Raw genomic sequence first — 24638 nt, forward strand, 5'->3', positions numbered from 1 at the left:
ATGCGGATCGATCCCGCCGAGCTTGGCGCCGAGCGCATCTACCGGCTGATGACCGGCATCGTGGTGCCGCGCCCGATCGCCTGGGTGACGAGCCTGTCCAGCAAGGGCGTGCTCAACCTCGCCCCATTCAGCGCCTTCACCTTCGTCTCGCAGAAGCCGCCGATGCTCGCCATCAGCGTCGGCCGCAAGGGCGCCGATTACAAGGACACCGCGCACAACATCCTCGACACCGAGGAATACGTCATCCACATCGCCGATACGCCGCTGATGAATGCGGTGCACGACAGCTCGGTCGAGCATCCACCTGAGATCAGCGAGGTCGAGCATCTCGGACTCGAAACGCTGCCCTGCGATCTCATCAAGGTGCGGCGGCTCGCTGCCGCGCCGGTCGCGATGGAGTGCCGCTTCCGGCAGTGCCTCGAATTCGGCGAGGCCAAGAGCCGGCTAATCGTCGGCGAGGTCGTGATGTTTCATCTGCGCGACGGCCTCGTGAATAACGGCAAGGTCGAGACCGAAGCGCTCGACCCGATCGCGCGGATCGGCGGGCCGCGCTATGCCCGGCTCGGCGAGATCGTGACGCTGAAGACCGTATTCCAGACTCCCAAGTCGAAAGACTGAGTGCGCGGGTCTGTCTCGGGCCCAGCTGCCTCAAGATCATTGGAGGAAATACAATGCGACTCCTGAGCTATCTCCTGGATGGAGAGCCGCGCTACGGAGCGGCCGTCGAAGGTGGCGTGATTGATCTGACGAAACGGATCGGTCGCGATTTCTCGGATGTGAAGGCGCTCATCGCAGCCAATGCGCTGTCCGATGCGCAGGAAGCGGCGGCCGGGCAGAAGCCCGACTACCCGTTGGAAAAGCTGGTCCTGCTGCCGCCGGTGCTTGCGCCGGAAAAGCTCTGGTGCATCGGCGTCAACTACGCCGAGCGCAACGCCGAATATAAAGACAGTTCGGACCTGCCCAAATATCCCAGCCTGTTCGTGCGCAGCATGTCTTCGATGACCGGCTCCGGCCAGCCGATCGAGAAGCCCAAGGTTTCGGACCAGCTCGATTATGAAGGCGAGCTCGTCATCGTGATCGGGCAGGGCGGCCGCCACATCCCGCGCGAGAAAGCGTGGTCGCATATCTTCGGCATGACGCTGTGCAACGAGGGCACGATCCGCGACTGGCTGCGCCACGGCAAGTTCAACGTCACGCAAGGCAAGAATTTCGACCGCTCCGGCAGCATCGGTCCCTGGATCGTCACCGCGGACGAGCTCGATCCGCGCGGGCCGCACGACATCATCACGCGCGTCAACGGTGAGGTGCGGCAGCAGGACACCACCGAGCGGCTGATGTTCCCGTTCGATGCCCTGATCTCCTATCTCTCCACCTTCGCGACGCTGAAGCCCGGCGACATGATCGTGACGGGCACGCCGACCGGGGCGGGCGCCCGCTTCGACCCGCCGCGCTGGCTGAAAGTCGGCGACGTCGTCGAGGTCGAGTCGAGCCGCATCGGCGTGCTGCGTAACACCGTGGCCGCGGAGCAATAGATCATGCTGGATGCTGCGACGATCGAACGCCTTGCCGCGCGCCTCGACGAAGCCGAGCGCACGAAATCGCTGATCCCGATGTTCACGAAGGAGTACCCCGACTTCAGCATCGAGGACGCCTACGCGGTTCAGCGCGCCTGGACGAAACTTCAGCTCGGCCGCGGCCGCGTCATCAAGGGGCACAAGATCGGCCTGACCTCGAAGGCGATGCAGAACGCGGTCGGCATCTCCGAGCCCGATTACGGCGTGCTGTTCGCCGACATGTTCTATGCCGATGCGACGCCCATTCCGTTCGACCGTTTCCACGCGCCGCGGATCGAGGTCGAGCTCGCCTTCGTGCTGAAGGCGCCGCTGCGCGGGCCCGCCTGCACCATCTTCGACGTGCTCAACGCTACCGACTACGTCACGCCCGCGCTGGAGATCCTGGAGACACGCATGCATCGCGTCGACCCGGAGACGGGCAAGGCGCGCAAAGTCATGGACACGATCTCGGACAACGCGGCCAATGCCGCGCTGGTGCTCGGCGGCCGGCCGATCCGCCCGATGGATGCTGATCTGCGCTGGATCGGTGCGTTGTTGTTCCGCAACGGCGAGGTCGAGGAGACCGGGCTTGCCGCCGGCGTGCTCAATCATCCCGCCAACGGCATCGCCTGGCTCGCCAACCGCCTCGCGCCGCATGACGAGCACCTCAAAGCCGGCGAGGTCGTGCTGGCGGGATCGTTCACGCGGCCCGTCGACATCCGCCGCGGCGACACGTTTCATGCCGATTACGGCGCGTTCGGCTCGGTGTCGTGCCAGTTCGTCTGAAGCAACAACAATCAGGGAGCGCACCATGACGGGTCAAACGCGGCGCAAGAGCATCCACATCGGCGGCTTCAAGCACGTCAATCCGATTCCGAACGCCTGCCGCATCGGCAATCTCGTGATGTCGGGCGTCATCCTCGGCCGCGATCCCGCGACCAATGCAATGCCCGAGAGCCTCGACGCCCAATGCGCCAACATGTTCGCGCATATGAAGGCGACGGTGGAGGCTGCCGGCGGCACCACCGACGACATCATCAAGATGACGGTGTGGCTGAAGGACCGCGGCAATCGCGGCCCGGTCAACGTCGAGTGGCTCAAGATGTTTCCGGACGAGCATTCGCGCCCGGCGCGCCACGCGCTGCCGATGGACAACATGGATGGCGGCGCGCTGGTGCAGTGCGACTTCACCGCCGTGATCGACTGAGGAGTTTTGCATGCCGACCTATCTGCCGTTCGATCCCAACCCGCGCTGGCCGAGCAAGGCACCGCCGCCGAAGACCGTCGACAGCCAGTTCCACGTGCTGGGCCCCATCGAAAAATATCCGGAGCGTCCCGGCGCCGCCTATCGGATGCCGACCGCGACCTGGGAAGCGGCGCTGCGCATGCACAAGGCGCTCGGCATCGAGCGGGGCATCATCGTGCAGACCACGACCTACGGCGCCGACCATGCCGTCGTGCTCGACGGGCTCAAAGCAATGGGGCCGAACTACCGCGGCTGCGCCAATGCGCTGGTGTTCGCCGAGGCGAGCGACTCCTACCTCGCCAAGCTGCATGATGCGGGCGTCCGCGGCGCGCGCTTCAGCTTCCGCCAGGAGCTCGGCGCCGTGCTCTCCGATGCCGACTTCGCCCGCGCGATCGCGCGCATCCGCGAGCTCGGCTGGTACGCCAAGATCCAGCCGGAGAAGGACGGCATCATGTCGAGCGTCGCCAAATACGAGAAACTTGACGTGCCCGTGCTGATCGACCACATGGCGCGCCCCGATCCCGAAGCCGGCAAGGCCGATCCGAACCTGCGCAAGATGCTGGAGCTGCTCGGCAAGGGCAATTTCTGGGTCATGCTGTCGCTCGGCGAGAAGACCTCGAAGACCGGGGCTCCCTACGACGACGTAATCCCGATCGCGCGCGCCTATATCGAGGCCGCTCCCGATCGCTGCGTCTGGGCCAGCGACTGGCCGCATCCGGTCTCGGTGAAGCAGCCGCCGAACGATGCCGACCTGCTCGAGCTGATGTACCGCTACGCGCCGGACCAGGCGGAGCTGGAGAAGATCCTGGTACACAATCCGGCCAAGCTGTTTGGGTTTGCGGATTGAAGCGGAATGAAGTTCGGCCCCGAGCAGCGCTCTCTCCTTCCCTCCCCCCTTGTGGGGGAGGGGCAGGGAGGGGGGCCACACGGGGATTCCATCCGTTACGTACCGGCCCCGATACTTCGTTAAACAATCGATACCTTTTCCTGGGCTACCCCCCTCCCTAACCCTCCCCCACAAGGGGGGAGGGAGCGCACCTCCGTCGGGGCGCGATTGCGCCTCACATCGCCGGCTGCTTCGCCAACCTCTCCCGCACCTCGGCTGCGATCTCGAACGAGCGCAGCCGCGCGGCGTGGTCGTAGATCTGCCCCGTCGTCATCAGTTCGTCCGCTCCGGTCTCGGCGATCAGCGCCCTCAGCTTCTCTTCCACCACATCAGGCGAGCCGACCGCGGAGCAGGACAGCGACTGGCCGACGCCGGCCTTCTCGGCCGGCGACCACAGCGCGTCCATGTCGCCAGTCGGCGGCGGCAGCGGCCCCGGCGTGCCGCGGCGCAGATTGATGAACTGCTGCTGCAGCGACGAGAACATCCGCTGCGCCTCTTCGTCGGTGTCGGCGGCGAACACGTTGACGCCGATCATCGCGTAGGGCTTGTCAAGCTGCGCCGAGGGCTCGAACCGCGCGCGATATTCGCGCAGCGCCGGCATCATCATCTGCGGCGCGAAATGCGAGGCGAACGCGAAGGGCAGCCCGAGCATCGCGGCAAGCTGCGCACCGAAGGTGCTCGACCCCAGGATCCACAGCGGCACCTTGGCCCCCATGCCGGGCACGGCGCGGATCGCCTGGTTCGGCTGCACGTCGCCGAGCAGCGCCTGCAGCTCCAGCACGTCGTGCGGAAAATTCTCCGAGGTGGTGGCGAGGTCGCGCCGCAACGCCCGCGCGGTGAACTGGTCGGTGCCGGGCGCCCGGCCGAGCCCGAGATCGATCCGCCCGGGATAGAGCGATTCCAGCGTGCCGAACTGCTCGGCGATGACGAGCGGCGAATGGTTCGGCAGCATGATCCCGCCGGAGCCGACGCGGATCGTCTTGGTCCCGCCCGCGACGTGGCCGATCACGACCGACGTCGCCGCGCTCGCGATTCCCGTCATGTTGTGATGCTCGGCGAGCCAGAACCGTTTGTAGCCCCAGGTCTCCGCATGCTGCGCGAGGTCGAGCGAGTTGCGAAATGCGTCAGCCGCATCGCCGCCCTGGCAAATGGGTGCGAGGTCGAGGATGGAGAAGGGGATCATGGGGGGACCAGTGAGAGAACACGCCGGGGATGCGGCGTTGGCTCTTACATTTAATGCCCCGTCCGCAGGAATGTCAGCGCCGGTGTGCGCTCATCGACCATGTCGTTCGGACATGAGTGGATTTCGATCATATTGAAATGGTTGATGTTTTCTAAACGCGTACCGCGTGCCTTTCATGCAGGTGATATGCGCTGGCCAGGCATAGGTGCGGAGTCCAGCTATCCCTCGCGTGGAGCAGGATCTGCAGCTCGGCGATACCGCTGCGACGACGGGTGGCGCATGCGCGTATTACTACTGCCGGGCCCTGCCGCCTGGCAGCCCGCCAAGTTTTGGGATTGTTGGAATTCGTAGTGGCAACCACCGCGGGTTTGATGTCTAGTGGTGCTTATTGCTTGAAGTCCTGTTTTTGCGACGAAGCTGCATCCTGAGACGAGATTGATTGTCGATGAAGCGGCGTCGTGCGCGGGCGTCAGCGAAGCTGGGCTCGCTATGCATGTAATGGCAAGGCGTCCAGCCGCAGGCTGTGTCGCGCAATGAATAGAGAGTTGGGTCATGGGTGGTCCTCCAGGCGAAGTGGCTCCCCCGGCTAGCGATGGGTCCCCGGCAAAGAAGGGTTTCAAGGCCTGGGTCTTGGTGGTTGGCTTGATCGTTGTGGTCGCAGCGACATCCGCATTGGTGCGTTGGGCGGGGAGCGGCGAGCAGCCCAAGCTCTCGGTGGCGAAGCAATGGAACGAGGCGATAGAGAAGCTCGGCTTTGAGCCGGTCTATCCGCCCGTCGAGGACATCCAGGTCGGCGATATATTTGCGATAATCTCCGAAGACGCTCTCAGCGATTCTGCGACAGAAGAGCCGTTTGCGGGCCGTTCGATCAAGCTGCTGCATGTGGATCTGACGCCGGAAATCGAGCAAGCCTATCGGGCGGTCTATCAATTTCCCGCCACGAATGCGCGACCCGAGAAAGAGGGGCACATCTGGTTGCAGGAGAGCGCCGCCGGGTCGCTGTTCAAGGCTCCGGCAACCCGGACGACCCTTCCGCTCGTGCTGTTCCCTCGCTTCACAATCACCAATGTGAAGCGGGCAAGCGGCAGCGCAAGCGCGATGTCTCAACTGTTCGGTGGCGCGTTCGGTGCCGATGCCAGCTCGACCGGGACGGTCGAGGTCAGGTTTTCAGCCACCGAAACTTACGGCGTTCCGGCGGTGCCGGCCGAACTTCGGCTGCTCGATTTCTGTGAAGATGAAGAAACGAAAGCGTTCTGCTCGCAGCGCGGAATACGCAAACAGCTCGGGATGCTGATTGGAAAGCGGATCGACGACAAGGTGAAGGACCGCAAGACGGGCATGGAGCGACCGCGCTTTTCGGTGGAGCTTGCGCTTGTCAGCCGCGTATTTCTCGCGCGTTCAATTCAAACCAGCATTATCGAAGATGATGGGATGCGGGGAAATATCGGGGTGAACCAGCAGGCCGGATTGCCGGCGATCGCAGCGCAGCCAGCCCCGGCGACTACGGGCGCGAGCGGTGACGGCAAACCGCAGCCACCTGCTCCGGTGCCACAGGCCGGCGCGAACAATACGCCGGGTGCGGCACTCGCGGCCGAGCGACGCGCTACATCAAATGTGCTGCTGCCGGACACTTTGTTGCCCCGTCCGGTGGTGGTCGGCTTCAAGAGCGTTCGTTTCAAGCCCGTGGAGTAGAGCGATGAGCACACGCAAGACACTGCTGCTGGCCGGCATGGCGCTTTTCGCGCTTCCGTTGCCGCGTGCGGATTTGTTTAGCCGGATCGCCGACGAGTGCCCGTGTGATCGGAGCAAAATGGCCTGCCGGATCCAGTGCTCCGGCATCGGATCGGGAACGGGTACCGGCGGCAGCTCGAGCACGTTCAGGATTGCTCCTGACGGCGAGCGGCCGGCTCAGGAGCGGCCCATTGTCGTGCCTCGGACGGAGCCGGAAATCCGGGGGACCACCGGTACGATCAGGTGATCGGCTGAAGAATCAGGAGATGCGTGCGGCGCGCATCGAGGGTTTCGAGCTTAGCCGCCATAAATGAGTGTGGGAGAATGCAGATGAAGTTGAAGGGCTTGATCCGGTTTTTGACCGCCGCCGTGTTGGCCTGCCTGCTTCAGATGTCAGTGACACGGACGGCATCGGCGCAGGCGGATCCCCGGCAAATTTTGGCGGCCGTCATCCAGCAATTGCAGACGGGTACGCCGAATCCGGCCTGGTATGGTCCGCAGCTCTGGCAGACCATTGCGATGCAGACGGGCAACAGCGGCATCTACCCCCAACTGGTCCAGCTCGGGCAGGTGACCAATATCGTCCTGAACGGGCAGAGCCAGCTCCCTGCGGGACCGGTTTATTCACTAGCCGCGCAGCATCAGCAGGGCGTCTCGACCTGGCTGTTGGGCATCAGCCTCTACACCAACCGGATCGAATACGCGAATTTCAACATCGGCTCCGCACCTCAGCAGCTTCCGGCCCAACCCTTGCCAATTCCGCAGACCGGAGCGCCCACTCCCGGAAGTGTGCCCAATCCGCCATCGAGCGCCCCGCCTCAGACGAGCGGCACTTCGGAGGCCTGCCGACGGTTTCCAAATCTGTGCTAGGGAGAGATGCAGATGTTGACACGAAGATGTTGCATCGGCTGCGGCCTTCTTCTCTTCGGCGGCTTTGGCGCACGGGCCGCCGACGCTCGCCACAATCCAGCCTATGGCTGCGGTCTGACTGCGAGCGAAGCCAGCAATATTCTAGGCAACAAGCAGGATGGGCAGGGCGGTAGTGTGCGCGAAATGCGGTCGATACCCAAGTCGGGCGACAAGGAATTCGATCGAGCGCTGGCGGAGACGCTGGTCAGGATTTCTGATTGTCTGAATGTCACGCCCAGCTTCGCCTATTTCGACGACCATGACTCGCCGAATGCGTTTGCATTGCGCGAAAAACGCGTGGCCGGCACCGATGGCACGGTGCTGTTCGGGCAACGGCTCCTGAAGCAGTTGATGGCAAACCCCGAGGCGGGGGATGCGGCAGTTGCCGGCATCTGCGCCCACGAGTTTGGACATGTCCTCCAGTGGAAGGTGGGTGTGTACGAAATTCTCAACGAGGGGCAGCCCACCGTCAAGCGGGTGGAATTGCATGCGGATTTTCTTGCGGGCTACTTCGCCGGGGTTCGTAAGTTGCGGCAATCGAGCTTCAACGCCGCCGCGATCGCCCTGACGCAATTCAACGCGGGCGATAACATGCTCAAGCACCCGAAACACCACGGCACCCCCGACGAGCGCGGTAAGGCGATCGTCAAGGGCTACCAGACCGGCCACGACGACAGGAAGTCGCTGCTGGACGCCCTGGATATTGGCGAGAAGTTCGTCAAGGAGAACTTCTGACGGTGTTGCAGCCGCTTTCACAACACCGTTATTGCGACCTCTGGCACCATTCGTTCCAACTGGGCGTTCCGCACCTGTTGTTGTAGTTTGCAGGCGAACGGCATGGCCGCCAGGAGGAACCGACATGAGCACGGTCGCAATCAACCGCCGGAGCCTGCTCGCCGCTGGCGGCTCTGTCCTCGCAACCGGGGTCTTGGCATCCGGCGTGTCCGGATTGCTGCTGCCGGCGCGTGCGGACGGCCTCGCACCGACCCAGTCGATGTCGGGCGGGGCGAACAATTACCGCAAGGGCGCGGCGATCGTGGAGCGGATCGGCAAGGGCGGCTTCTGGATGAGCGGCACCGTCCGCCGCGCCGGTGACGGCGCTCCGCTCGCCGGGCAGCGCATCCAGATCTGGGCCCACACGGTCGAAGGGCAGGAGCACGAGCCGCAGAGCCACGGCGCCACGCTCACCGACAAGGACGGCAAGTTCCGGCTCGAGATGCCACAGATCATTCCGATCTTCGGCCAGCCGCATGGCCACCTCGCCTATGACAGCGGCGAATTCAAAACCGTCTTCCTGCGGCCGGTGATGCGGAGCGCCAAGGAAACCAACCTCGAGGCGCACTTCGTGCTGCAGCCGGCCTGAGCTGACTCTGCAAATGAGGGGATGGAGATCGGCCCGGGCAGTCCTGATCTGGGTCGCCCTTGCTTTGGCCATTGGCGTGCCGATCGCCGCTGCTGCGACAAGCGAGCAGCTCGCATGGCGCGGCCCGGTCTACATTCTCGCCGGCTTCGCCGGGATCATCGCCCTCGGCCTCGTGCTGGTGCAGCCGCTGCTGATCGGCGGATATCTGCCGGGCCTGCCGGCCTATCGCGGACGGCGCACCCATCACTGGATCGGCGGTGCGCTGGTGGTGGCGGTGGTGATCCACGTCGCCGGCCTCTGGTTCACCAGCCCGCCCGACATGATCGATGCCCTGACCTTCTCGTCGCCGACGCCGTTCTCTCCCTTCGGCGTGACCGCGATGTGGGCCATCTTCATCGTCGCGCTGCTGGCTCTGCTGCGCCGGCGGTTGGGACTGCGGCTGCGAACCTGGCGCATCGTCCATATCCCCCTCGCGATCGTCATTGTCGCGGGCAGCGTGGTGCATTGCCTGCTGATCGAGGGGACGATGGAAACGATCTCGAAAGCGGCACTGTGCGCAGCTGTCCTCGCGGCGAGCGTAAAGATCATGATCGACCTCTGGAGACGACGGACGCTGCGCGGCGAGAGTGTTGCGCGGCAGTAAACGCGCGGAATTGACCGCGCGTCGCAGACCTGCTTGATCGAACACAACTGATCGAACACATTGAGCGTTACTCATTGGGCGACGTCAGCGCCGGTGTCCTCTGCTTGCTGCGGATGGCGAGGGCGCATATCCTTGCGCAATGGCCGCCAGCGATCCCGATCTGAAAGCCTTCCTGCTCGCCACACCGTTCTTCGGTGGTCTCCCGGAGCCGAGCCTCGACCTCCTGATCTCAATGCTGGTCGAGCGCCGCTTCGATGCCGGTGCAACCGTCGTCGCGGAGGGCGAGCCGGGACGCTCGATGTTCATCGTCAAATCCGGTCGGCTGGCGGTGAGCAAGCGGACGAACGCGGGGAGCGTCATCCCGATTTCGGCTCTGGAGCCCGGCGATTTCTTCGGCGAGATGACGCTGATCGAAATGCAAAACCGCTCCGCCACGGTGGTCGCGGAGAGCGCGACCGAACTGTACGAGCTGACGGCCCAAAAGCTCTACGCCTGCTACAAGGCCGATATCCACGCCTATGTGATCGTCCTGCAGAACATCAACCGCGAGCTCTGCCGGCGGCTGCGACGGTCAGACGATCGGTTCGCGACACTGCAGGTGGGTGGCTCGATCGATGGTGCGCAGGACGGGTAGAGCCGTTGCGAAACCATCATGTTTCGCCACTGAGCAAGGCTCGATGGTCCTGGAAATCACGACTTATCGTGCGCGTACTTCTCCAAGACCAGCCGATCATATTCATCTCGCACGGCTCTTCGCGAGACATGCCCTTTCCGGTCTTTGGCGATTTTCAGAAGGTCGGGATCAGTCGGTGCCCTCCGCCTGAATCTCGCAAAGAGCCGGGTCGGAGGCGACGACGTCCTTCCAAGCAGCCGGTCAAACCATTCCATGGTGTCCTCCCGGACGGACCGCAGGTCACAATATTATCACCATGAATTCAGGGGTCAAAAGGACAGCGTGACTGCATCTTTGCGAAGGGCCCGCCGTAAGCGGATATCGATCGCAACGATTTTGACCCGTCGGGCAAAACACCCATCCCCTCACAAAATCCCGTCAACCCCTCTTTGCGAAAATATTCCGCTTTACCGAAATTCGGAATTGCGGCATATTCTCGCCATCCCGGCCCAGGGAGAGGGGCGATCGTACGTCGTCACGAACGTGGGCCGGGGTGCGGTGGACGCGGCAGCGCCGGGCATGCGAGGTGGGACCAGGGCGAGATGAACCTCGTGAGGTCCCGACTGCGTGCGGACGGACGGCGCTCAAGTCCGGCGAAGCCCTTGGGCAGAGCGGGGCCGCTGCGTACGGCGAAAGCGCGTGGTCCTGACCGTCGTTGCTACGGTCAAGCCTTGCGGAGATGGGTCGGGGCTCAACCGGGCCTTGAGGCATCGTCAATTCGCGAGGTGACGGAGGCCAGAAGGAACTCGGCTCCGGGGAGAGCGCGCATAAGCCGTCAAACCATCGCGCAGGGAAGGCCGGGTGTTTTCCGGCCCACCTGTCGTCCCGCCTGCGCACTTGCGTGTGCAAATTCTTCGCGCGGCGGATCATGGGTGCCAGCCGGCACCCGGCCTTCCCTGCGCCCTCTTCACATGGAGAGGGTCAAGGAAAACAGCGAAACTCGGACGCTTCGCGCCGCGAGAACGGTGCTTGATGTGTGAGCGCAGGAATGACCGAGCTTTCTCGCCTTGCCGATGCCGCTCGAGGATCAGCGGCGGGCGGCGATCGCCGTCAGCTCCAGCCTGACGCCCGGGCCGAGATCCGCGACGCCGATGGCGGCACGCGCCGGCAGATGGTCCACGGTGAAATAGCGCTTCCACACCTGGTTGAACGCCGCCCTGTCGGCGAGATCAGCCATGAAGATGGTCACCTGCAGAACGCAGGAGAGATCGGAGCCGGCCCCCTCGAGCAGCGTCTTCAACTGGCGCAACACGTCGTCGGCCTGGCCCGCCATGTCGAGCCCCGGATCCTCGGGAACGATGCCGCCGAGATAGAGTACGCCGTTATGCTCGACGATCTCGTGGAGCAGTCCTTCATAGGGCAGGGAACGTTTGATCACGATGGCATCCGGGAGTTGCGGGCTCGCTGGCCAGGCGCAGGGCTTGTTTCAATAAGGCTTGTTTCAATAAGGCTCGCTTCAATGGGGGAAGCTGGTGCTGCCAGACAGGATTGAACTGTCGACCTCTCCATTACCAATGGAGTGCTCTACCACTGAGCTACGGCAGCATGTGCTGGGACAAGAATCGGGCGCCCGAGGGGCCTACCAAGCGGGCCGATATCTGCCACAAGCCCCCCTCCTGTGCAAGCTTGCAAGCCCCGCCGAAGCGAGAAAATCGAGCCGATATCGGGGCCAAAATGCCCCATTTGATGGGAAATCATCGACTTTCCGCCGATTCGGGGCCCGATATCCCCGGCCAACTGGCCAGTTGCCCGGGACGCTGGACTTGCTCCATTTCGCGTTTCGCACGATCGGATCGCGTCGGCCTCTTGAGCTGCCACACTTCGGTGGCATCCTATCCCCGATTTCCGTGAATGGACCCTTGATGACCGACCAGAACGACAAGAGCGCGAGCCAGGCGCGGGCGTCCCGCGACGACCGCCTGAAATCGGCGCTGCGCGAGAACCTGAAGCGGCGGAAGGTGCAGGCGCGCGAACGCGCCGCAAGCACCGACCCCTCGCAGAACGACGATGGTTCCCTAAATGAGGGGGCCGCCGGCAAGACCGGCAGTTGAAGGCGGGCGGCCGGAATTTTTGGAGTGCATGAGGTGGCCATGGGGCAGGACGAACCACGACGAACCGACCGTGACGCGCAGCTGTCGCGCTTCATTCGCCCCGAGCAGACCTTTCCGGCGCTGTCACCGGCCGAGATCGAACGGATCAGGCACTTCGGCGAAATCCGCACCTTCGCGGATGGCGAGTTGCTGTTCGAGACCGGCAAGCCCGGCCCCGGCATGTTCGTCGTGCTGAAGGGCCTTGTCGCGATCACCCAGCGCGACGGGCTCGGTCACGTCACCCCGGTGATCGACCAGGGGCCGGGGCAATTCCTGGCCGAGCTCAGCCAGCTCTCCGGCCAGCCTGCGCTGGTCGACGGCCGCGCCGAGGGCGATGTCGAGACGCTGCTGCTTCCGCCGGACCGGCTGCGCGCGCTGCTGGTCGCCGAGGCCGAGCTCGGCGAGCGGATCATGCGGGCGCTGATCCTGCGCCGGGTCAATCTGATCCAGGACGGCGCCGGCGGCCCCGTGCTGATCGGACCGTCGAACTCCGTCGGGGTGGTGCGGTTGCAGGGGTTCCTCACCCGCAACGGCCAGCCGCATCATCTGCTCGACCCCGATCGCGATCGCGATGCGGCCGAACTGATCGCGCGGTATTTGCCGAAGCCCGAAGATTGGCCGCTGGTCGTCACTGCCGATGGCGCGGTGCTGCGCAATCCGAACGAGACCGAGCTCGCGCGCGCCATCGGCATGATCGGCGGCGCGAAGGGTGACCGCATCTACGACGTTGCGGTCGTCGGCTGCGGACCCGCAGGGCTCGCCACCGCCGTGTATGCCGCGTCCGAAGGGCTGTCGGTCGCCGTGCTCGACACCCGCGCCTTCGGGGGCCAGGCCGGCGCCAGCGCGCGGATCGAGAACTATCTGGGCTTTCCGACCGGCATCTCAGGCCAGGCCCTGACCGCGCGTGCGTTCACCCAGGCGCAGAAATTCGGCGCCGACATCATGATTCCGGTGACGGTGAAGTCGCTGGACTGCACGCGCGGGAATGGCGCATTTTCGGTGACGATCGAGGGCAGCGATCCCCTGCGTTCGCGCGCCGTGGTGGTCGCGAGCGGCGCGCGCTATCGCCGGCCTGACATCGCGAACCTCGACAAGTTCGAGGGACGCGGCGTCTGGTACTGGGCCTCGCCGGTCGAGGCGCGGCTCTGCGCCGGCGAGGAGGTGGCCCTCGTCGGTGCCGGCAATTCGGCAGGGCAGGCCGCCGTGTTCCTGTCGGGCCACGCCAGGAAAGTGCTGATGATCATCCGCGGCGGCGGCCTGGGCGCCAGCATGTCGCGCTATCTCATCGAGCGCATCGAAGCGACGCCGAACATCGAACTGATGTTCAACACCGAGATTACCGCGCTCGAGGGCGACGAGGCCTCGCTGCTGCGGCGTATCCGCTGGAAAAGCCGGTTGTCGGACGACGAGGATTCTGCCGACATCCGCAATCTCTTCCTGTTCGTCGGCGCCGATCCCGCCACCTCCTGGCTCGACGGCTGCGGCGTGACTCTCGATCGCGGCGGTTTCGTCGTGACAGGTGCGCAGTCCGAACAGAACCAGGGCAAGCTGGTGGCGCCGCTGGAAACATCCGTGCCCGGCGTCTATGCCGTCGGCGACGTCCGCTCCGGCTCGGTCAAGCGCGTCGGCGGCGCCATCGGCGAGGGCGCGCAGGTCGTGGCGTCCCTGCACGGCTATCTCGGCGACGTCGCAAAACCGGCGCTTTAGGCACGCAGAAGACAAGCGAATGGCAAGTCAAATGGGACTTGCCATTGCGCCACATCCTGCAGACTATCCCCTCATCCTGAGGAGCGCGCCTGAGCGCGCGTCTCGAAGGATGAAGGCCCGGAACGACGACCCGGGCCTTTCATGGTTCGAGACGCGTGCTTCGCACGCTCCTCACCATGAGGATCCAAACACAACAAATTTTCACGGGAGGACCAAATGGCTGAAATCGTCGTGCTGTACAAAACGCCCAAGGACGCTGCCGCCTTCGACAATTACTATGCCGAGACGCACATCCCGCTCGCCAAGAAACTTCCCGGTCTGAAGAAATACGCCGTCAGCAAGGGGCCGGTCGCATCTCCCGCAGGTCCTTCCGGGATCCATCTCGTCGCCATTCTCACCTTCGACAGCGTGGCCGACATTCAGGCGGCATTCGCCAGCCCCGAAGGCAAGGCGACCGGCGCCGACGTGCCCAAGTTCGCCAGCGGCGGTGCCGACCTCTTGATCTTCGACACCAAGGAAGTGTGAAGGATCGATCCGACTTTCGTCGGAAACGGCCGTCCGTCGTGACGGCGATGCAAAAAAACCGGCCATGCGTTTGTCGATTCGCACGATGACGCATGGCCGCGCCTCTGCATGTGACGACAACGCAGGTGGCAATCCCATGAGGACCGTAATACTACTCTCAGCATCTCAATGCGGAGAACAGGAGAGATGTCATGGTCCTTGGGTTGAGTCTGCCCGCTCTTACGCTGATCCATGTCATCATCAGCCTGATCGCCATCGTCGCAGGCCTCGTCGTGATGTTCGGCCTGCTCGGCTCGAAGCCGATGCCGGCCCTCACCGCGATCTTCCTGCTGACCACGATCCTCACCAGCGCCACCGGTTTCCTGTTTCCGTTCAAGGAGCTGCTGCCCTCGCATATCATCGGCATCATCTCGCTGGTGCTGCTCGCGATCGCCTGCGTCGCGCTGTACGGCATGAAGCTCGCCGGAGTCTGGCGCCCGGTCTATATCGTGACCGCGATGATCTCGCTCTATTTCAACGTCTTCGTGCTGGTCATCCAGTCGTTCCTGAAGGTGCCGGCGCTCGCCGCCCTCGCACCGGCCGTGCCGCCGGCGCCGCCGTCCGGTCCGGTGTTCGCCGTGGTGCAGGGCATCGTGCTGGTGTTCTTCGTGGTGCTGACCATCGGCGCCTGGCGCCGCTTCCGACCGATGGCGTTTGCCTGATCACACGATTCTCAACGCTCCCCGTTGATGCGAGGCATCGCATTCAGAATCTCGCGTTGCTATCTGCACGGCATTGGCGCGTGCTCGTCCGCGCGCCACGCATTTGATTTTTCACCGAAAGAGAGCAATCCATGCCCACCATCACCACCAAAGACGGCGTCGAGATCTTCTACAAGGATTGGGGCTCTGGCCAGCCGATCGTGTTCAGCCATGGCTGGCCGCTGTCGGCGGACGACTGGGACGCGCAGATGTTGTTCTTCGTCGCGCACGGTTATCGCGTCATCGCCCATGACCGCCGCGGCCACGGCCGCTCGGCGCAGGTCGCCGACGGCCACGACATGGACCACTATGCCGATGATCTTGCGGCGGTCACCGCGCATCTCGACCTCAAGAACGCCATTCATGTCGGCCATTCCACCGGCGGCGGCGAGGTCGTGCACTACATCGCGCGCCACGGCGAGAGCCGGGTGGCGAAGGCCGCGATCCTCTCCGCCGTGCCGCCGCTGATGGTGCAGACCGCGGCCAATCCCGGCGGCCTGCCGAAGAGCGTGTTCGACGATCTCCAGAAGCAGCTCGCCGCCAGCCGTACGCAATTCTATCGCGACCTCCCCGCCGGCCCGTTCTACGGCTACAACCGCCCCGGCGCACAGCCGTCGGAAGCGGTGATCCAGAACTGGTGGCGCCAGGGCATGATGGGCGGCGCCAAGGCCCATTACGACGGCATCGTCGCGTTCTCGCAGACCGACTTCACCGAGGACCTCAAGAAGATCAACGTGCCGGTGCTGGTGATGCACGGCGACGACGACCAGATCGTGCCCTACGCCGATTCCGCGCCGCTCTCGGCCAAGCTGCTCAAGAAGGGCATCCTGAAGACCTACAAGGGCTTTCCGCACGGCATGCCGACCACGCACGCGGAAACCATCAACGCCGACCTGCTGGCGTTCTTCAGGGAGTGAGGCTTCGGGCAGATCGGGCTCGCGGCGAGAGCTGCGAGCCCATTGGGGACGTGCCGATGCAGGTGATCATCTTCGGCGCGACCGGCATGGTGGGCCAGGGCGTCTTGCGCGAATGCCTGATCGACCCCGGCATCGATCGTGTGCTCGTGGTCGGCCGCAGCCCGACCGGCGTGCGCAACGCCAAGCTCGTCGAGATCATCCACGAGGATTTCCTGAGCTATTCAGCGATCGAAGCCCAGCTCACCGGATACGACGCCTGCTTCTTCTGCCTCGGCGTCTCCTCGATCGGCATGAGCGAGGAGCGCTACCGCCATCTCACCTATGATCTCACGCTCGCGGCCGCGACGACGCTGGCGCGCCTCAATCCGCAGATGGTTTTCACCTATGTCACCGGCGCCGGCACCGATTCCACCGAGCAGGGCTCGCGGATGTGGGCGCGGGTCAAGGGCAAGACCGAGAACGACCTGCTCAAGCTGCCGTTCAAGGCCGCCTACATGTTCCGGCCCGGCGCGATCCAGCCCCTGCACGGCGCCCGGTCCAAGACCCCCTGGGTGCAGGCGGTCTATATCGCAACCTGGCCGCTCTGGTCGGTGCTGCGCAGGATTTCGCCGCGGCTCGTCACCTCGACCGAGCAGATGGGCCGCGCCATGATCCGCGTTGCCCGGGAGGGGTATCCGCGCAGGGTGCTGGAGATGGAGGATATCAATAGCCTCTAACCTGCCGGCCGGTTAGTTTGCGCGGAAATTTCGGGGCCCGCACGCGTTGAGCCCTGACCCCTCCAATGGAGAAGCGTCGGAAATGTCGCCCCAGCTCAAACTGATCGCGCTCGACGCCGACGACCTCGCCGTGATCTCGACCCATGTCCAGGACGCCCGAGTCCAGACCTCCGACATCATCTGGCGGCAGGGCGAGAAGCGGCTTGTGGTCGGAATGAGCCGGCTGGACTGGGAGCAGACATTGGAGGGCGAAGCTGAACCACGCCGGCTGGTCGCCGCGCTCCGTTTCGACCGTGTGCTCGCCTGCAAGTCGCGCAACATCGATCTCGCCGCGCCGGACAAGGTGCTGGACCTCGTCGGCATTGAATTTCACTCCCAGGACGGGCGCCACGAGGAGCCCGGCGGCAGCGCCCTGCTTCTGTTCGCCCAGGGCGGCGCCATCCGCCTCGACGTCGAGTGCCTGGAATGCGAGCTGACCGACCTCGGGGACGACGCGCTGGGAACGGGCATCGAGGGGGAGGGGTGAAGTGGCCGGTATACCAGCCGAATGGGCTGAGGCCCTCGCCGGAACGGCATCTTCCGAGGGTTGACGCAGCTTCCCCGCCGCGCCATTGAGCAGGGGACCCGGTGCGCCGATCCGCCCCCAAAATACCAGCCAGAAGCCAAGCGAAACATGCCCGTTCGCCTCGACCGCAGCAGCGCCGATTTTGACCAGCGATTCGCCGCCTTCCTCGCCGCCAAGCGCGAGGTTTCGGCCGATGTCGAGGCCGCCGCGCGCGCGATCGTCGATGACGTGGCCAGGCGTGGCGATGCCGCCCTGCTCGAAGCCACGGCAAAGTTCGACCGGCTGACGCTGGATGCATCCTCCTTGCGCATCTCCGCCGCCGAGATCGAGGCCGCCGTGAAGGCCTGCGATGCCGCGACGCTGGATGCACTCGAGCTCGCGCGGGACCGCATCGAGACTTATCATCGCCGTCAGCTTCCCAAGGACGAGCGCTTCACCGACCCGCTCGGCGTCGAGCTCGGCTGGCGCTACACCGCGATCGAATCCGCGGGCCTCTACGTGCCCGGCGGCACCGCGGCCTATCCGTCCTCGGTGCTGATGAACGCCGTGCCGGCGAAAGTCGCCGGCGTTTCGCGCCTCGTGATGGTGGTGCCTTCGCCGGACGGCAAGCTCAATCCGCTGGTGCTGGCGGCCGCGCATCTCGGCGGCGTCACCGAGATCTACCGTGTCGGCGGCGCGCAGGCCGTCGCCGCGCTCGCGCACGGCACCGCGACGATCGCGCCGGTTGCAAAAATCGTCGGCCCCGGCAACGCCTATGTCGCCGCCGCAAAGCGGCTGGTGTTCGGCAAGGTCGGTATCGACATGATCGCCGGTCCCTCGGAGGTGCTGGTGATTGCCGACGATACCGGCAACGCCGACTGGATCGCCGCCGACCTGCTGGCGCAGGCCGAGCACGATGCGAGCGCGCAGTCGATCCTGATCACGGACTCGGCACGCCTTGCCGCCGACGTCGAAAAGGCGGTCGAGGCGCAGCTGAAGACGCTGCCGCGCGCGGCGATTGCAGGCAGCTCCTGGGCCGATTTCGGTGCCATCATCATGGTGAAGAACCTTGCCGAGGCGATCCCGCTCGCGGACGCCATCGCTGCCGAGCATCTCGAGATCATGACCTCCGATCCGGAGGCGCTCGCCGAAAAGATCCGTAACGCCGGCGCGGTGTTCCTGGGGCCCCATACGCCCGAGGCGATCGGCGACTATGTCGGCGGCTCCAATCACGTGCTGCCGACGGCGCGCTCGGCGCGATTTTCCTCCGGGCTCTCGGTGCACGACTTCATCAAGCGCACCTCGATCCTGAAATGCGGACCCGATCAATTGCGTGCGCTCGGTCCGGCCGCGATGACGCTGGGCAAGGCGGAGGGGCTGGATGCCCATTCGCGTTCGATTGGATTGCGCCTCAATCTGTCATGACAAAGCCGCCCGAACAGGACGACTCGGCCAATCGCATCGTCGGCGTCACGCTCGACGAGGACTCGATCGGCCGTTCCGGGCCGGACATCGAGCATGAGCGGGCGATCGCGATCTACGATCTGATCGAACAGAATCTGTTCGCGCCCGACGGCGCGGAGGGGAAGGGCCCGTTCACGCTGCATATCGGCATCACCGGCAACCGATTGATGTTCGACATCCGCCGCGAGGACGGCACGCCTGTCGTCGCGCATCTGTTGTCGCTGACGCCGTTCCGGCGGATCGTGAAGGACTATTTCATGATCTGCGACAGCTACTACCAGGCGATCCGCACCGCGACCCCCGACAAGATCGAGGCGATCGACATGGGTCGCCGCGGCATTCATGACGAGGGATCGCGCACGCTCCAGGAGCGACTGAAGGGTAAGGTGCGGGTCGACTTCGAGACCTCGCGCCGCCTGTTCACCCTCATTACCGTCCTGCATTGGAAGGGGTAGGCGCGATGGCGGGTCCGCCACGCGCACGCGATCCGCAATCGGTGCTGTTCGCCTGTGCGATGAACAGCGTACGCTCGCCGATGGCCGAGAGCCTGTTGCTGCACATGTTTCCACAGGGCCTCTACGTGAAGTCGGCCGGTACCAGGAAGGGTGAGCTCGATCCATTCGCGGTCGCCGTGATGGCCGAGCTCGGCCAGGACATCTCGGCCCACAAGCCGCAGACCTTCGAGGAGCTGGAGGACTGGGAGGGGCTGAATTTCGACCTCATCATCACGCTCTCGCCCGAGGCGCATCACAAGGCACTGGAGCTGACACGGACACTCGCGGCCGAGGTCGAATACTGGCCGACGCAGGATCCGACCATCACCGAAGGCAGCCGCGACCAGAAGCTCGCTGCCTATCGCGAGGTCTGCGATCAGCTCTTGATGCGCATCCGCCGGCGCTTTGCCAAGGCGGGCGCGGCGAGCGGGTAGCGAGCGGCGTCCGTAACACCCGCGTCACAGAGCGCAGGCACAGGCATGTCCGACACCTCGAATCACCAAACCTCCGGTTCCCGGTTGTGAAATCAGCCCCCTTCCGATAGGTTCCGCGCGCAATTCACCCCTCCGCTTCATCCCGCAAATCACCTGATGCTTGGCCGCCCCAAATTCGTACTTGCCTCCGGTTCGCCGCGCCGCCTGTCGCTGCTCAACCAGGCCGGCATCGAGCCGGACGCGCTTCGGCCGGCCGACGTCGACGAGACGCCGAAGCGGGGCGAGCTGCCGCGCGCCTGCGCCAATCGGCTCGCGCGCGCCAAGGCCGATGCCGCGCTGAAATCGGTGCAGCTGGACGACGAGCTGCGCGGCGCCTTCATCCTCTCGGCGGACACGGTGGTGGCGGTCGGCCGCCGCATCCTGCCCAAGGCCAATCTGGTGGATGAGGCCGCGCAGTGCCTGCGGCTGCTGTCGGGCCGCAACCACCGCGTCTACACCGCGATCTGCCTCGTCACGCCGCGCGAGGCGTTCCGCCAGCGCCTGGTCGAGACCCGCGTGCGCTTCAAGCGTCTCTCGGAGGACGACATCCAGGCCTATATCGGCTCAGGCGAATGGCGCGGCAAGGCCGGCGGCTACGCCGTGCAGGGCATCGCCGGCTCTTTCGTGGTGAAGATGGTGGGGTCCTACACCAACGTCGTCGGCCTGCCGCTCTACGAGACCACGACGCTGCTCGGCGGCGAAGGTTTTCCGATCCGTTTCGGCTGGCTCAACACCACGTCCGTGTGAGCGCCGATAAAAATCACGAAAACAACCCCATGCACAGTAGAATGGCCCGGCGGGTCCTGGCGGCGGCGCGGCATGTGCCGTTGCTGCAGGAACCCCTTTGCCGACGGGCGCTTGAACTTCCTCACCTCGTGTAAGCCGCGCACCCCCATGGACGACCAGATCGAAAAGCAAGCCGGCCCGCTCAAGACCTGCCCGATCTGCGGCAAGCCGCAGGCGCAGGCCACCCGCCCGTTTTGCTCCTCGCGCTGCCGCGACGTCGACCTGAACCGCTGGCTGAAAGGCTCCTACGTCATCCCCGGCCGCGACGACGAAGTGGACGATGTTGAATAGTTAAGTAATATCAATCGATTACCGGTATAGGCGCCGCGCCGCGCGCAGGCGATGGCAGGACGGCCGCACCTTGTGCACAGCCGGGCCGAGCCCCGCGAAGCCAAAGGCGAAGCGTGGGTGGACAGGCCGCCCCGAGCCCACTATAAACCGCCCGCTCGATGGGCTTTGGCCCCTCTCTTGGAGCACGCCCAGGTAGCTCAGTTGGTAGAGCATGCGACTGAAAATCGCAGTGTCGGTGGTTCGATTCCGCCCCTGGGCACCATCTCGCCTCAGCGCCTAGGTTTGACCAGAACCGACTGCCGCTTGCCCCGGACGGAGATGGCCGCCGAGTGCGGCGAAGGGAATGACGGTATGCCCGAGAGAACTCCGCGGGCCGCGGGGTCTGCGAGCGGTCCGACGAAGGTCCGGAATCGAAGCCGAAATTGCCTCAATGATGGGCCGACACGCCCTTGACGCACTGGGTCAGCAGATCAGCGGTGGCGGATTGACCGACATCACCCAGGCTGATCATGCCGACCATCCGCTTGCTCCTGTTGATGACAGGCAGCCTGCGGACCTTCAGCGTCTCCATGTGGTGCACGGCTTTCGCCAGATCGTCGTCTTCCCGGCAGCAATGGATGCCTTCGGTCATCACGTCCCGCGCCGTCATGCCCGCGGCGTTGAAGTCCTTGCGCGCAAGGCCTTTGCAGACGATGTCGCGATCAGTCACCATCCCGATCAAATGGTCGTCTTCGCCGATCGGAATGCAGCCGATGTCGTGCCCTCGCATCAACTTCGCGATCTCGGTGATCGGGGTGTCGGGGCTGACCCAATCGACGCCCTTGTGCATCACGTCCTTGACCTTCATGGAGGACCTCCCTTGCGAACGCAGCCCCCGCGATGTGACTATACAACGAACCGGGCGCAACCGCACGCGTCGCCGCGACCGGCGTGCCGGGAATCATCCTGCTGTCATGCCGCGTCAGTCGTGCACACTGAAGCGTCCATGCGGTGCACTGGCCGTCAGGCGCGCGAACTGCGCATGGGTGAGCTGAAGCAGCGTCTCGTGATCGCCGGCTTCGATATAGACCTGAGGCTGGGCGCTGATGCTGTCGTCGACGACGAGATCGAGCCCGTAGCACCGGCCGACCGCCGGAACGGCTCCGTGCGCGCAGTCCGCGAACAGCCGGTTGATCTCGGTCTCGTTGGCCATCACGAGATCCTCGCCGAGCCTCTCCTTCAAGTCCGGCAGGTTGAGATGGTGCGATGCCGGCACGACCGCGAGCATATAGCCGCCGTCATGCCGCAGCACGACGGCCTTGGCGAGATGATCGCCCGAGATGTGGCAGGCCTGCGCCGTGCGCGCGGACGACATGGTGAGAGCGTGCGGGATCTCGGCGTACTCGATGTTCTCCGCAGCCAGATATCGGTGCAATGTGGGGGCAATGGTCATGGCGTAGCCTTTCGGATGGGTGTGCGAGCCATCCACCGTGAGGCTGCCCCCGCCGCACGATGGGCGGCCGCGTGATTGCCGGGCTGCAGCATAGGCCTTGCCCTCGGATGCCGCAATCAGAGCGTTTTCCAGCGAAGTGGAGCACCGGTTCGCGTGAAAACGCGTCAAGACAAGGATCTGGAGCCCGGTTCCTGGCGCCTGTGCACCGGCGTTGCGCCAGCGCCATCCATGCACGTCGCCCGCTGCACGGACTCTTTTGGCAGGGATGGTTCGGTGCATGACGATGGACGAGGCCAACCCCCACACCTCTGGAAAGCGCTCGACGGCGCTGCGGCCATGGCAGGGCGGCAGTTCGTTGATGGCTGATTTTGTAGATATTTCAATTATATGAGGGATCGTAATCTGATCCTGACTGGCGCACCATTTCCGCGACGTCGAACGTCCCCGAGATGTGGCTGCCGCCGAGCCACTACCCTCGTTCGCTATACGAGCCGGGCTGCGCCTGATATGATCCTAGGACGGTAAACGGCAGCTCGCCACCATACTTGATTTGCGATGCCGGCCTTCTGATCGGACCTCGATCCCGCTCGCGCCTTTTCGCATTGCTTCGACAAGAACGCTGAACAAATTCGTCAACGGCTGCCGCGTCCTCGCTCACATTTGGAGATGTGCCATGGCTGCATCGGACTGGCGTCTCGAAGGCGAATGGATGAAGAACTGCAATTGCGCGTTTGGCTGCCCCTGCGATTTCAACGCGCTACCGACCCTCGGCTATTGCAAAGGCATGGTCGGCATGCGGATCACGACGGGGCATTTTGAGGGCGTCAAGCTCGATGGCCTTCGTTTTGCGGTCGTGGTGGATTTCCCCGGCGCGCTGCATCAAGGCAACGGCAAGATGCAGCCCATCGTCGACGAACGCGCGACGCCGGAGCAGCGACAGGCGCTGTTCAACATCCTGTCGGGCAAGTATTCGGCTGAGGGCACGCTGTTCCACATCTTGAGCCTGATCGTGACGACCATTCACGATCCGATCTTCGCGCCGTTCGAATTTTCCTTCGATAGGGATGGCCGTGTCGCAAAACTCGTCGCCGGCAACGTGCTCGAGACCGAGGTGGAGCCGATCAAGAATCCGGTGACCGGTGCGCCACATCGAGTTCAAGTGGTCATGCCCGAGGGCTTCGAGCACAGGGCTGCCGAGATCGCGTCCGCCAACATTCGCTCGACCGGCGCGATCCCGTTCGAGACCCGGGGCACGCACAGCTCGCTCGCCAATGTCGTGCAGACGCCCGAGGGCGTTGCGGCGTGATGCGGCGCCGACATCGGGGCCGCAGCTTCGGTGTCAGCTCGTCATCTTCCGGAGAGCGCGATACGCGCGTCGCGACGGATGAAGGTCGGGACCTGGGATTCGTCACTGCGCCGGTGGATTAACCTATGCACGGGCGTGCGATACTGGAACATCTGCTCCACCGCGATCGCTTGATCGTCGCGATCGGGACCGCCGCCGTGGCGGCGCTGGCCTGGGCCTACCTCGCGGGCGGCGCCGGCATGGACACCGACATGATGGCCGAGATGCCGGACATGGCCCCGATGCCGTGGACGCTGCGCTCTGCCGTGCTGCTGTTCGCGATGTGGTGGGTGATGATGATCGCGATGATGGCGCCGAGCGCGGGGCCCACCGTCCTCTTGTATGCGACGATCAGGCACAAGGACGAGACTGCATCCCGCGCGGCAATCGATGCCTGGATCTTTCTCGCCGGATACCTCGTGACATGGGCTGGGTTCAGCCTCGCTGCCGTTCTGGCACAATGGGCACTTGAACGCCTTGGCCTCCTGTCGATGGCGATGGCAAGCACCAGCGCGGTTCTGGGCGGCGTCATCTTGCTAGCCGCGGGACTCTACCAGTTCACGCCGCTCAAACGCGCCTGCCTGCGGTACTGCGAGAGCCCGCTGTTGTTTCTCAGCCGGCATTGGCGGCCCGGCACGGGCGGGGCATTCCGCATGGGGCTGCGCCACGGCAGCTACTGCGTCGGCTGCTGTTGGTTTCTGATGGCCTTGCTGTTTGTCGGCGGCGTGATGAACCTGGTCTGGATCATCGGCCTCATGCTCTATGTCGCCGGCGAGAAGCTGCTGCCGTTCGGCCGAAGATTGAGCTATGCGGCAGGCGGGATCCTGATCCTGTCCGGGGCGATCGTTATTGCGCGCGCGGTGTGAGGCCCGAAACTGCGGGGACTCGGATACCGCCTCCCAACATACCGGAAAACCGAACGACGGA

30 protein-coding genes and 2 tRNA genes are annotated in these 24638 nt (G+C 64.5%); 27 read left to right on the plus strand and 5 right to left on the minus strand.

The genetic code is table 11. The annotated features are described in order from the left end of the window. The 5 genes from IVB23_RS24130 to IVB23_RS24150 are packed head-to-tail and all read left to right on the plus strand — an operon-like array spanning position 1 to position 3646. Positions 1-618, plus strand: a complete 618-nt coding sequence (locus IVB23_RS24130) for a flavin reductase family protein (protein WP_061881172.1) — start codon at positions 1-3, stop codon at positions 616-618. 53 nt (positions 619-671) lie between these two features. Next, positions 672-1532, plus strand: a complete 861-nt coding sequence (locus tag IVB23_RS24135; protein ID WP_247800317.1) for a fumarylacetoacetate hydrolase family protein — start codon at positions 672-674, stop codon at positions 1530-1532. Between the two features lie 3 nt (positions 1533-1535). After that, on the plus strand, positions 1536-2339 hold the full coding sequence (gene hpaH, locus IVB23_RS24140; RefSeq protein WP_247800319.1) for a 2-oxo-hept-4-ene-1,7-dioate hydratase: 804 nt from the start codon (positions 1536-1538) through the stop codon (positions 2337-2339). 25 nt (positions 2340-2364) lie between these two features. Continuing rightward, entirely contained in the window at positions 2365-2760 is a 396-nt protein-coding gene (locus IVB23_RS24145) for a RidA family protein (protein WP_131871708.1), read from the plus strand. Positions 2761-2770: 10 nt separating this feature from the next. Then, entirely contained in the window at positions 2771-3646 is an 876-nt protein-coding gene (locus tag IVB23_RS24150) for an amidohydrolase family protein (protein WP_247800320.1), read from the plus strand. A gap of 214 nt (positions 3647-3860) precedes the next feature. Here IVB23_RS24150 and IVB23_RS24155 read toward each other — a convergent pair whose 3' ends face one another. Further along, positions 3861-4868 (minus strand): LLM class flavin-dependent oxidoreductase, encoded by a 1008-nt coding sequence (locus tag IVB23_RS24155; protein WP_247800321.1) that lies wholly within the window; start codon positions 4866-4868, stop codon positions 3861-3863. 642 nt (positions 4869-5510) lie between these two features. Here IVB23_RS24155 and IVB23_RS24160 point away from each other — a divergent pair. The 7 genes from IVB23_RS24160 (at position 5511) to IVB23_RS24190 (ending at position 10148) form a co-directional block, all read left to right on the plus strand. After that, positions 5511-6560: a hypothetical protein gene (locus tag IVB23_RS24160; protein ID WP_247800322.1), complete on the plus strand. Its 1050-nt coding sequence runs from the start codon at positions 5511-5513 to the stop codon at positions 6558-6560. A 4-nt stretch (positions 6561-6564) separates the two neighbouring features. Beyond that, positions 6565-6846, plus strand: coding sequence for a hypothetical protein (locus tag IVB23_RS24165; protein ID WP_247800323.1), 282 nt, complete (start codon positions 6565-6567; stop codon positions 6844-6846). Positions 6847-6929: 83 nt separating this feature from the next. Further along, on the plus strand, positions 6930-7469 hold the full coding sequence (locus IVB23_RS24170) for a hypothetical protein (protein ID WP_247800324.1): 540 nt from the start codon (positions 6930-6932) through the stop codon (positions 7467-7469). A gap of 12 nt (positions 7470-7481) precedes the next feature. Next, positions 7482-8243 carry a M48 family metalloprotease gene (locus tag IVB23_RS24175; protein ID WP_247800325.1) on the plus strand — a complete coding sequence of 254 codons (762 nt, stop codon included), beginning with the start codon at positions 7482-7484 and terminating at the stop codon, positions 8241-8243. A 124-nt stretch (positions 8244-8367) separates the two neighbouring features. Continuing rightward, entirely contained in the window at positions 8368-8871 is a 504-nt protein-coding gene (locus IVB23_RS24180; RefSeq protein ID WP_247800326.1) for a Twin-arginine translocation pathway signal, read from the plus strand. Positions 8872-8884: 13 nt separating this feature from the next. After that, positions 8885-9514: a ferric reductase-like transmembrane domain-containing protein gene (locus IVB23_RS24185; RefSeq protein WP_247800328.1), complete on the plus strand. Its 630-nt coding sequence runs from the start codon at positions 8885-8887 to the stop codon at positions 9512-9514. Between the two features lie 139 nt (positions 9515-9653). Next, a complete protein-coding gene (locus tag IVB23_RS24190) occupies positions 9654-10148 on the plus strand; it encodes a cyclic nucleotide-binding domain-containing protein (protein WP_247800330.1) in 495 nt (164 codons plus the stop codon). A 1066-nt stretch (positions 10149-11214) separates the two neighbouring features. On the opposite strand, the gene IVB23_RS24195 is transcribed toward IVB23_RS24190, so the two are convergent. Next, positions 11215-11565: a RidA family protein gene (locus tag IVB23_RS24195; protein WP_247800332.1), complete on the minus strand. Its 351-nt coding sequence runs from the start codon at positions 11563-11565 to the stop codon at positions 11215-11217. Between the two features lie 92 nt (positions 11566-11657). Next, positions 11658-11732: transfer RNA gene (locus IVB23_RS24200), tRNA-Thr, on the minus strand. A 317-nt stretch (positions 11733-12049) separates the two neighbouring features. On the opposite strand from IVB23_RS24200, the gene IVB23_RS24205 reads away from it, so the two are divergent. From IVB23_RS24205 to IVB23_RS24265, 13 genes are all read left to right on the plus strand, one after another. Continuing rightward, positions 12050-12238, plus strand: coding sequence for a hypothetical protein (locus tag IVB23_RS24205; RefSeq protein WP_061881162.1), 189 nt, complete (start codon positions 12050-12052; stop codon positions 12236-12238). Between the two features lie 39 nt (positions 12239-12277). Next, positions 12278-13984: an FAD-dependent oxidoreductase gene (locus tag IVB23_RS24210; protein ID WP_247800334.1), complete on the plus strand. Its 1707-nt coding sequence runs from the start codon at positions 12278-12280 to the stop codon at positions 13982-13984. Positions 13985-14200: 216 nt separating this feature from the next. Then, entirely contained in the window at positions 14201-14509 is a 309-nt protein-coding gene (locus IVB23_RS24215; protein ID WP_061881160.1) for an EthD family reductase, read from the plus strand. Positions 14510-14700: 191 nt separating this feature from the next. After that, positions 14701-15210, plus strand: coding sequence for a hypothetical protein (locus IVB23_RS24220; protein WP_061881159.1), 510 nt, complete (start codon positions 14701-14703; stop codon positions 15208-15210). A gap of 131 nt (positions 15211-15341) precedes the next feature. Continuing rightward, on the plus strand, positions 15342-16166 hold the full coding sequence (locus tag IVB23_RS24225) for an alpha/beta hydrolase (protein ID WP_061881158.1): 825 nt from the start codon (positions 15342-15344) through the stop codon (positions 16164-16166). Positions 16167-16222: 56 nt separating this feature from the next. Further along, positions 16223-16882, plus strand: a complete 660-nt coding sequence (locus tag IVB23_RS24230) for an epimerase (protein WP_247800335.1) — start codon at positions 16223-16225, stop codon at positions 16880-16882. 82 nt (positions 16883-16964) lie between these two features. Beyond that, the gene (locus IVB23_RS24235; protein WP_028176540.1) at positions 16965-17408 is read left to right on the plus strand and encodes a DUF2948 family protein; all 444 of its coding nucleotides are present in this window, start codon (positions 16965-16967) and stop codon (positions 17406-17408) included. Between the two features lie 147 nt (positions 17409-17555). Beyond that, positions 17556-18851, plus strand: a complete 1296-nt coding sequence (hisD, locus tag IVB23_RS24240) for a histidinol dehydrogenase (protein WP_247800336.1) — start codon at positions 17556-17558, stop codon at positions 18849-18851. Beyond that, positions 18848-19345, plus strand: a complete 498-nt coding sequence (locus IVB23_RS24245) for a UPF0262 family protein (RefSeq protein WP_247800337.1) — start codon at positions 18848-18850, stop codon at positions 19343-19345. The genes hisD and IVB23_RS24245 overlap by 4 nt, the downstream gene beginning before the upstream one ends. 5 nt (positions 19346-19350) lie before the next feature. Then, positions 19351-19818, plus strand: coding sequence for an arsenate reductase ArsC (locus tag IVB23_RS24250; RefSeq protein WP_197966566.1), 468 nt, complete (start codon positions 19351-19353; stop codon positions 19816-19818). Between the two features lie 156 nt (positions 19819-19974). After that, entirely contained in the window at positions 19975-20604 is a 630-nt protein-coding gene (locus IVB23_RS24255; RefSeq protein WP_061881153.1) for a Maf-like protein, read from the plus strand. A 147-nt stretch (positions 20605-20751) separates the two neighbouring features. After that, a complete protein-coding gene (gene yacG, locus IVB23_RS24260) occupies positions 20752-20934 on the plus strand; it encodes a DNA gyrase inhibitor YacG (RefSeq protein ID WP_247800338.1) in 183 nt (60 codons plus the stop codon). A 186-nt stretch (positions 20935-21120) separates the two neighbouring features. Beyond that, positions 21121-21196: transfer RNA gene (locus tag IVB23_RS24265), tRNA-Phe, on the plus strand. Positions 21197-21361: 165 nt separating this feature from the next. Here the strand turns inward: IVB23_RS24265 and IVB23_RS24270 are convergent. Together IVB23_RS24270 and IVB23_RS24275 are read right to left on the minus strand one after the other, a co-directional pair. Then, positions 21362-21781, minus strand: a complete 420-nt coding sequence (locus IVB23_RS24270; RefSeq protein ID WP_061881151.1) for a CBS domain-containing protein — start codon at positions 21779-21781, stop codon at positions 21362-21364. A 114-nt stretch (positions 21782-21895) separates the two neighbouring features. Further along, positions 21896-22366, minus strand: a complete 471-nt coding sequence (locus IVB23_RS24275) for a YbaK/EbsC family protein (RefSeq protein ID WP_063816684.1) — start codon at positions 22364-22366, stop codon at positions 21896-21898. 673 nt (positions 22367-23039) lie between these two features. On the opposite strand from IVB23_RS24275, the gene IVB23_RS24280 reads away from it, so the two are divergent. Together IVB23_RS24280 and IVB23_RS24285 are read left to right on the plus strand one after the other, a co-directional pair. Further along, positions 23040-23672 carry a DUF1326 domain-containing protein gene (locus IVB23_RS24280; RefSeq protein WP_247800339.1) on the plus strand — a complete coding sequence of 211 codons (633 nt, stop codon included), beginning with the start codon at positions 23040-23042 and terminating at the stop codon, positions 23670-23672. A gap of 170 nt (positions 23673-23842) precedes the next feature. Beyond that, positions 23843-24577, plus strand: coding sequence for a DUF2182 domain-containing protein (locus IVB23_RS24285; protein ID WP_247800340.1), 735 nt, complete (start codon positions 23843-23845; stop codon positions 24575-24577). Positions 24578-24638 lie beyond the last annotated feature (61 nt).

This window comes from Bradyrhizobium sp. 191 (assembly GCF_023100985.1).
Classification (GTDB): Bacteria; Pseudomonadota; Alphaproteobacteria; order Rhizobiales; family Xanthobacteraceae; genus Bradyrhizobium; species Bradyrhizobium diversitatis.

Bases quoted from the DNA above. Each gene is read 5' to 3' on its own strand.
- IVB23_RS24130 (WP_061881172.1), top strand. From the start codon at position 1: ATGCGGATCGATCCCGCCGAGCTTGGCGCCGAGCGCATCTACCGGCTG.
- IVB23_RS24135 (WP_247800317.1), top strand. From the start codon at position 672: ATGCGACTCCTGAGCTATCTCCTGGATGGAGAGCCGCGCTACGGAGCG.
- hpaH (WP_247800319.1), top strand. From the start codon at position 1,536: ATGCTGGATGCTGCGACGATCGAACGCCTTGCCGCGCGCCTCGACGAA.
- IVB23_RS24145 (WP_131871708.1), top strand. From the start codon at position 2,365: ATGACGGGTCAAACGCGGCGCAAGAGCATCCACATCGGCGGCTTCAAG.
- IVB23_RS24150 (WP_247800320.1), top strand. From the start codon at position 2,771: ATGCCGACCTATCTGCCGTTCGATCCCAACCCGCGCTGGCCGAGCAAG.
- IVB23_RS24155 (WP_247800321.1), bottom strand. From the start codon at position 4,868: ATGATCCCCTTCTCCATCCTCGACCTCGCACCCATTTGCCAGGGCGGC.
- IVB23_RS24165 (WP_247800323.1), top strand. From the start codon at position 6,565: ATGAGCACACGCAAGACACTGCTGCTGGCCGGCATGGCGCTTTTCGCG.
- IVB23_RS24170 (WP_247800324.1), top strand. From the start codon at position 6,930: ATGAAGTTGAAGGGCTTGATCCGGTTTTTGACCGCCGCCGTGTTGGCC.
- IVB23_RS24175 (WP_247800325.1), top strand. From the start codon at position 7,482: ATGTTGACACGAAGATGTTGCATCGGCTGCGGCCTTCTTCTCTTCGGC.
- IVB23_RS24180 (WP_247800326.1), top strand. From the start codon at position 8,368: ATGAGCACGGTCGCAATCAACCGCCGGAGCCTGCTCGCCGCTGGCGGC.
- IVB23_RS24185 (WP_247800328.1), top strand. From the start codon at position 8,885: ATGAGGGGATGGAGATCGGCCCGGGCAGTCCTGATCTGGGTCGCCCTT.
- IVB23_RS24190 (WP_247800330.1), top strand. From the start codon at position 9,654: ATGGCCGCCAGCGATCCCGATCTGAAAGCCTTCCTGCTCGCCACACCG.
- IVB23_RS24205 (WP_061881162.1), top strand. From the start codon at position 12,050: ATGACCGACCAGAACGACAAGAGCGCGAGCCAGGCGCGGGCGTCCCGC.
- IVB23_RS24210 (WP_247800334.1), top strand. From the start codon at position 12,278: ATGGGGCAGGACGAACCACGACGAACCGACCGTGACGCGCAGCTGTCG.
- IVB23_RS24215 (WP_061881160.1), top strand. From the start codon at position 14,201: ATGGCTGAAATCGTCGTGCTGTACAAAACGCCCAAGGACGCTGCCGCC.
- IVB23_RS24220 (WP_061881159.1), top strand. From the start codon at position 14,701: ATGGTCCTTGGGTTGAGTCTGCCCGCTCTTACGCTGATCCATGTCATC.
- IVB23_RS24225 (WP_061881158.1), top strand. From the start codon at position 15,342: ATGCCCACCATCACCACCAAAGACGGCGTCGAGATCTTCTACAAGGAT.
- IVB23_RS24230 (WP_247800335.1), top strand. From the start codon at position 16,223: ATGCAGGTGATCATCTTCGGCGCGACCGGCATGGTGGGCCAGGGCGTC.
- IVB23_RS24235 (WP_028176540.1), top strand. From the start codon at position 16,965: ATGTCGCCCCAGCTCAAACTGATCGCGCTCGACGCCGACGACCTCGCC.
- hisD (WP_247800336.1), top strand. From the start codon at position 17,556: ATGCCCGTTCGCCTCGACCGCAGCAGCGCCGATTTTGACCAGCGATTC.
- IVB23_RS24245 (WP_247800337.1), top strand. From the start codon at position 18,848: ATGACAAAGCCGCCCGAACAGGACGACTCGGCCAATCGCATCGTCGGC.
- IVB23_RS24250 (WP_197966566.1), top strand. From the start codon at position 19,351: ATGGCGGGTCCGCCACGCGCACGCGATCCGCAATCGGTGCTGTTCGCC.
- IVB23_RS24255 (WP_061881153.1), top strand. From the start codon at position 19,975: ATGCTTGGCCGCCCCAAATTCGTACTTGCCTCCGGTTCGCCGCGCCGC.
- yacG (WP_247800338.1), top strand. From the start codon at position 20,752: ATGGACGACCAGATCGAAAAGCAAGCCGGCCCGCTCAAGACCTGCCCG.
- IVB23_RS24270 (WP_061881151.1), bottom strand. From the start codon at position 21,781: ATGAAGGTCAAGGACGTGATGCACAAGGGCGTCGATTGGGTCAGCCCC.
- IVB23_RS24275 (WP_063816684.1), bottom strand. From the start codon at position 22,366: ATGACCATTGCCCCCACATTGCACCGATATCTGGCTGCGGAGAACATC.
- IVB23_RS24280 (WP_247800339.1), top strand. From the start codon at position 23,040: ATGGCTGCATCGGACTGGCGTCTCGAAGGCGAATGGATGAAGAACTGC.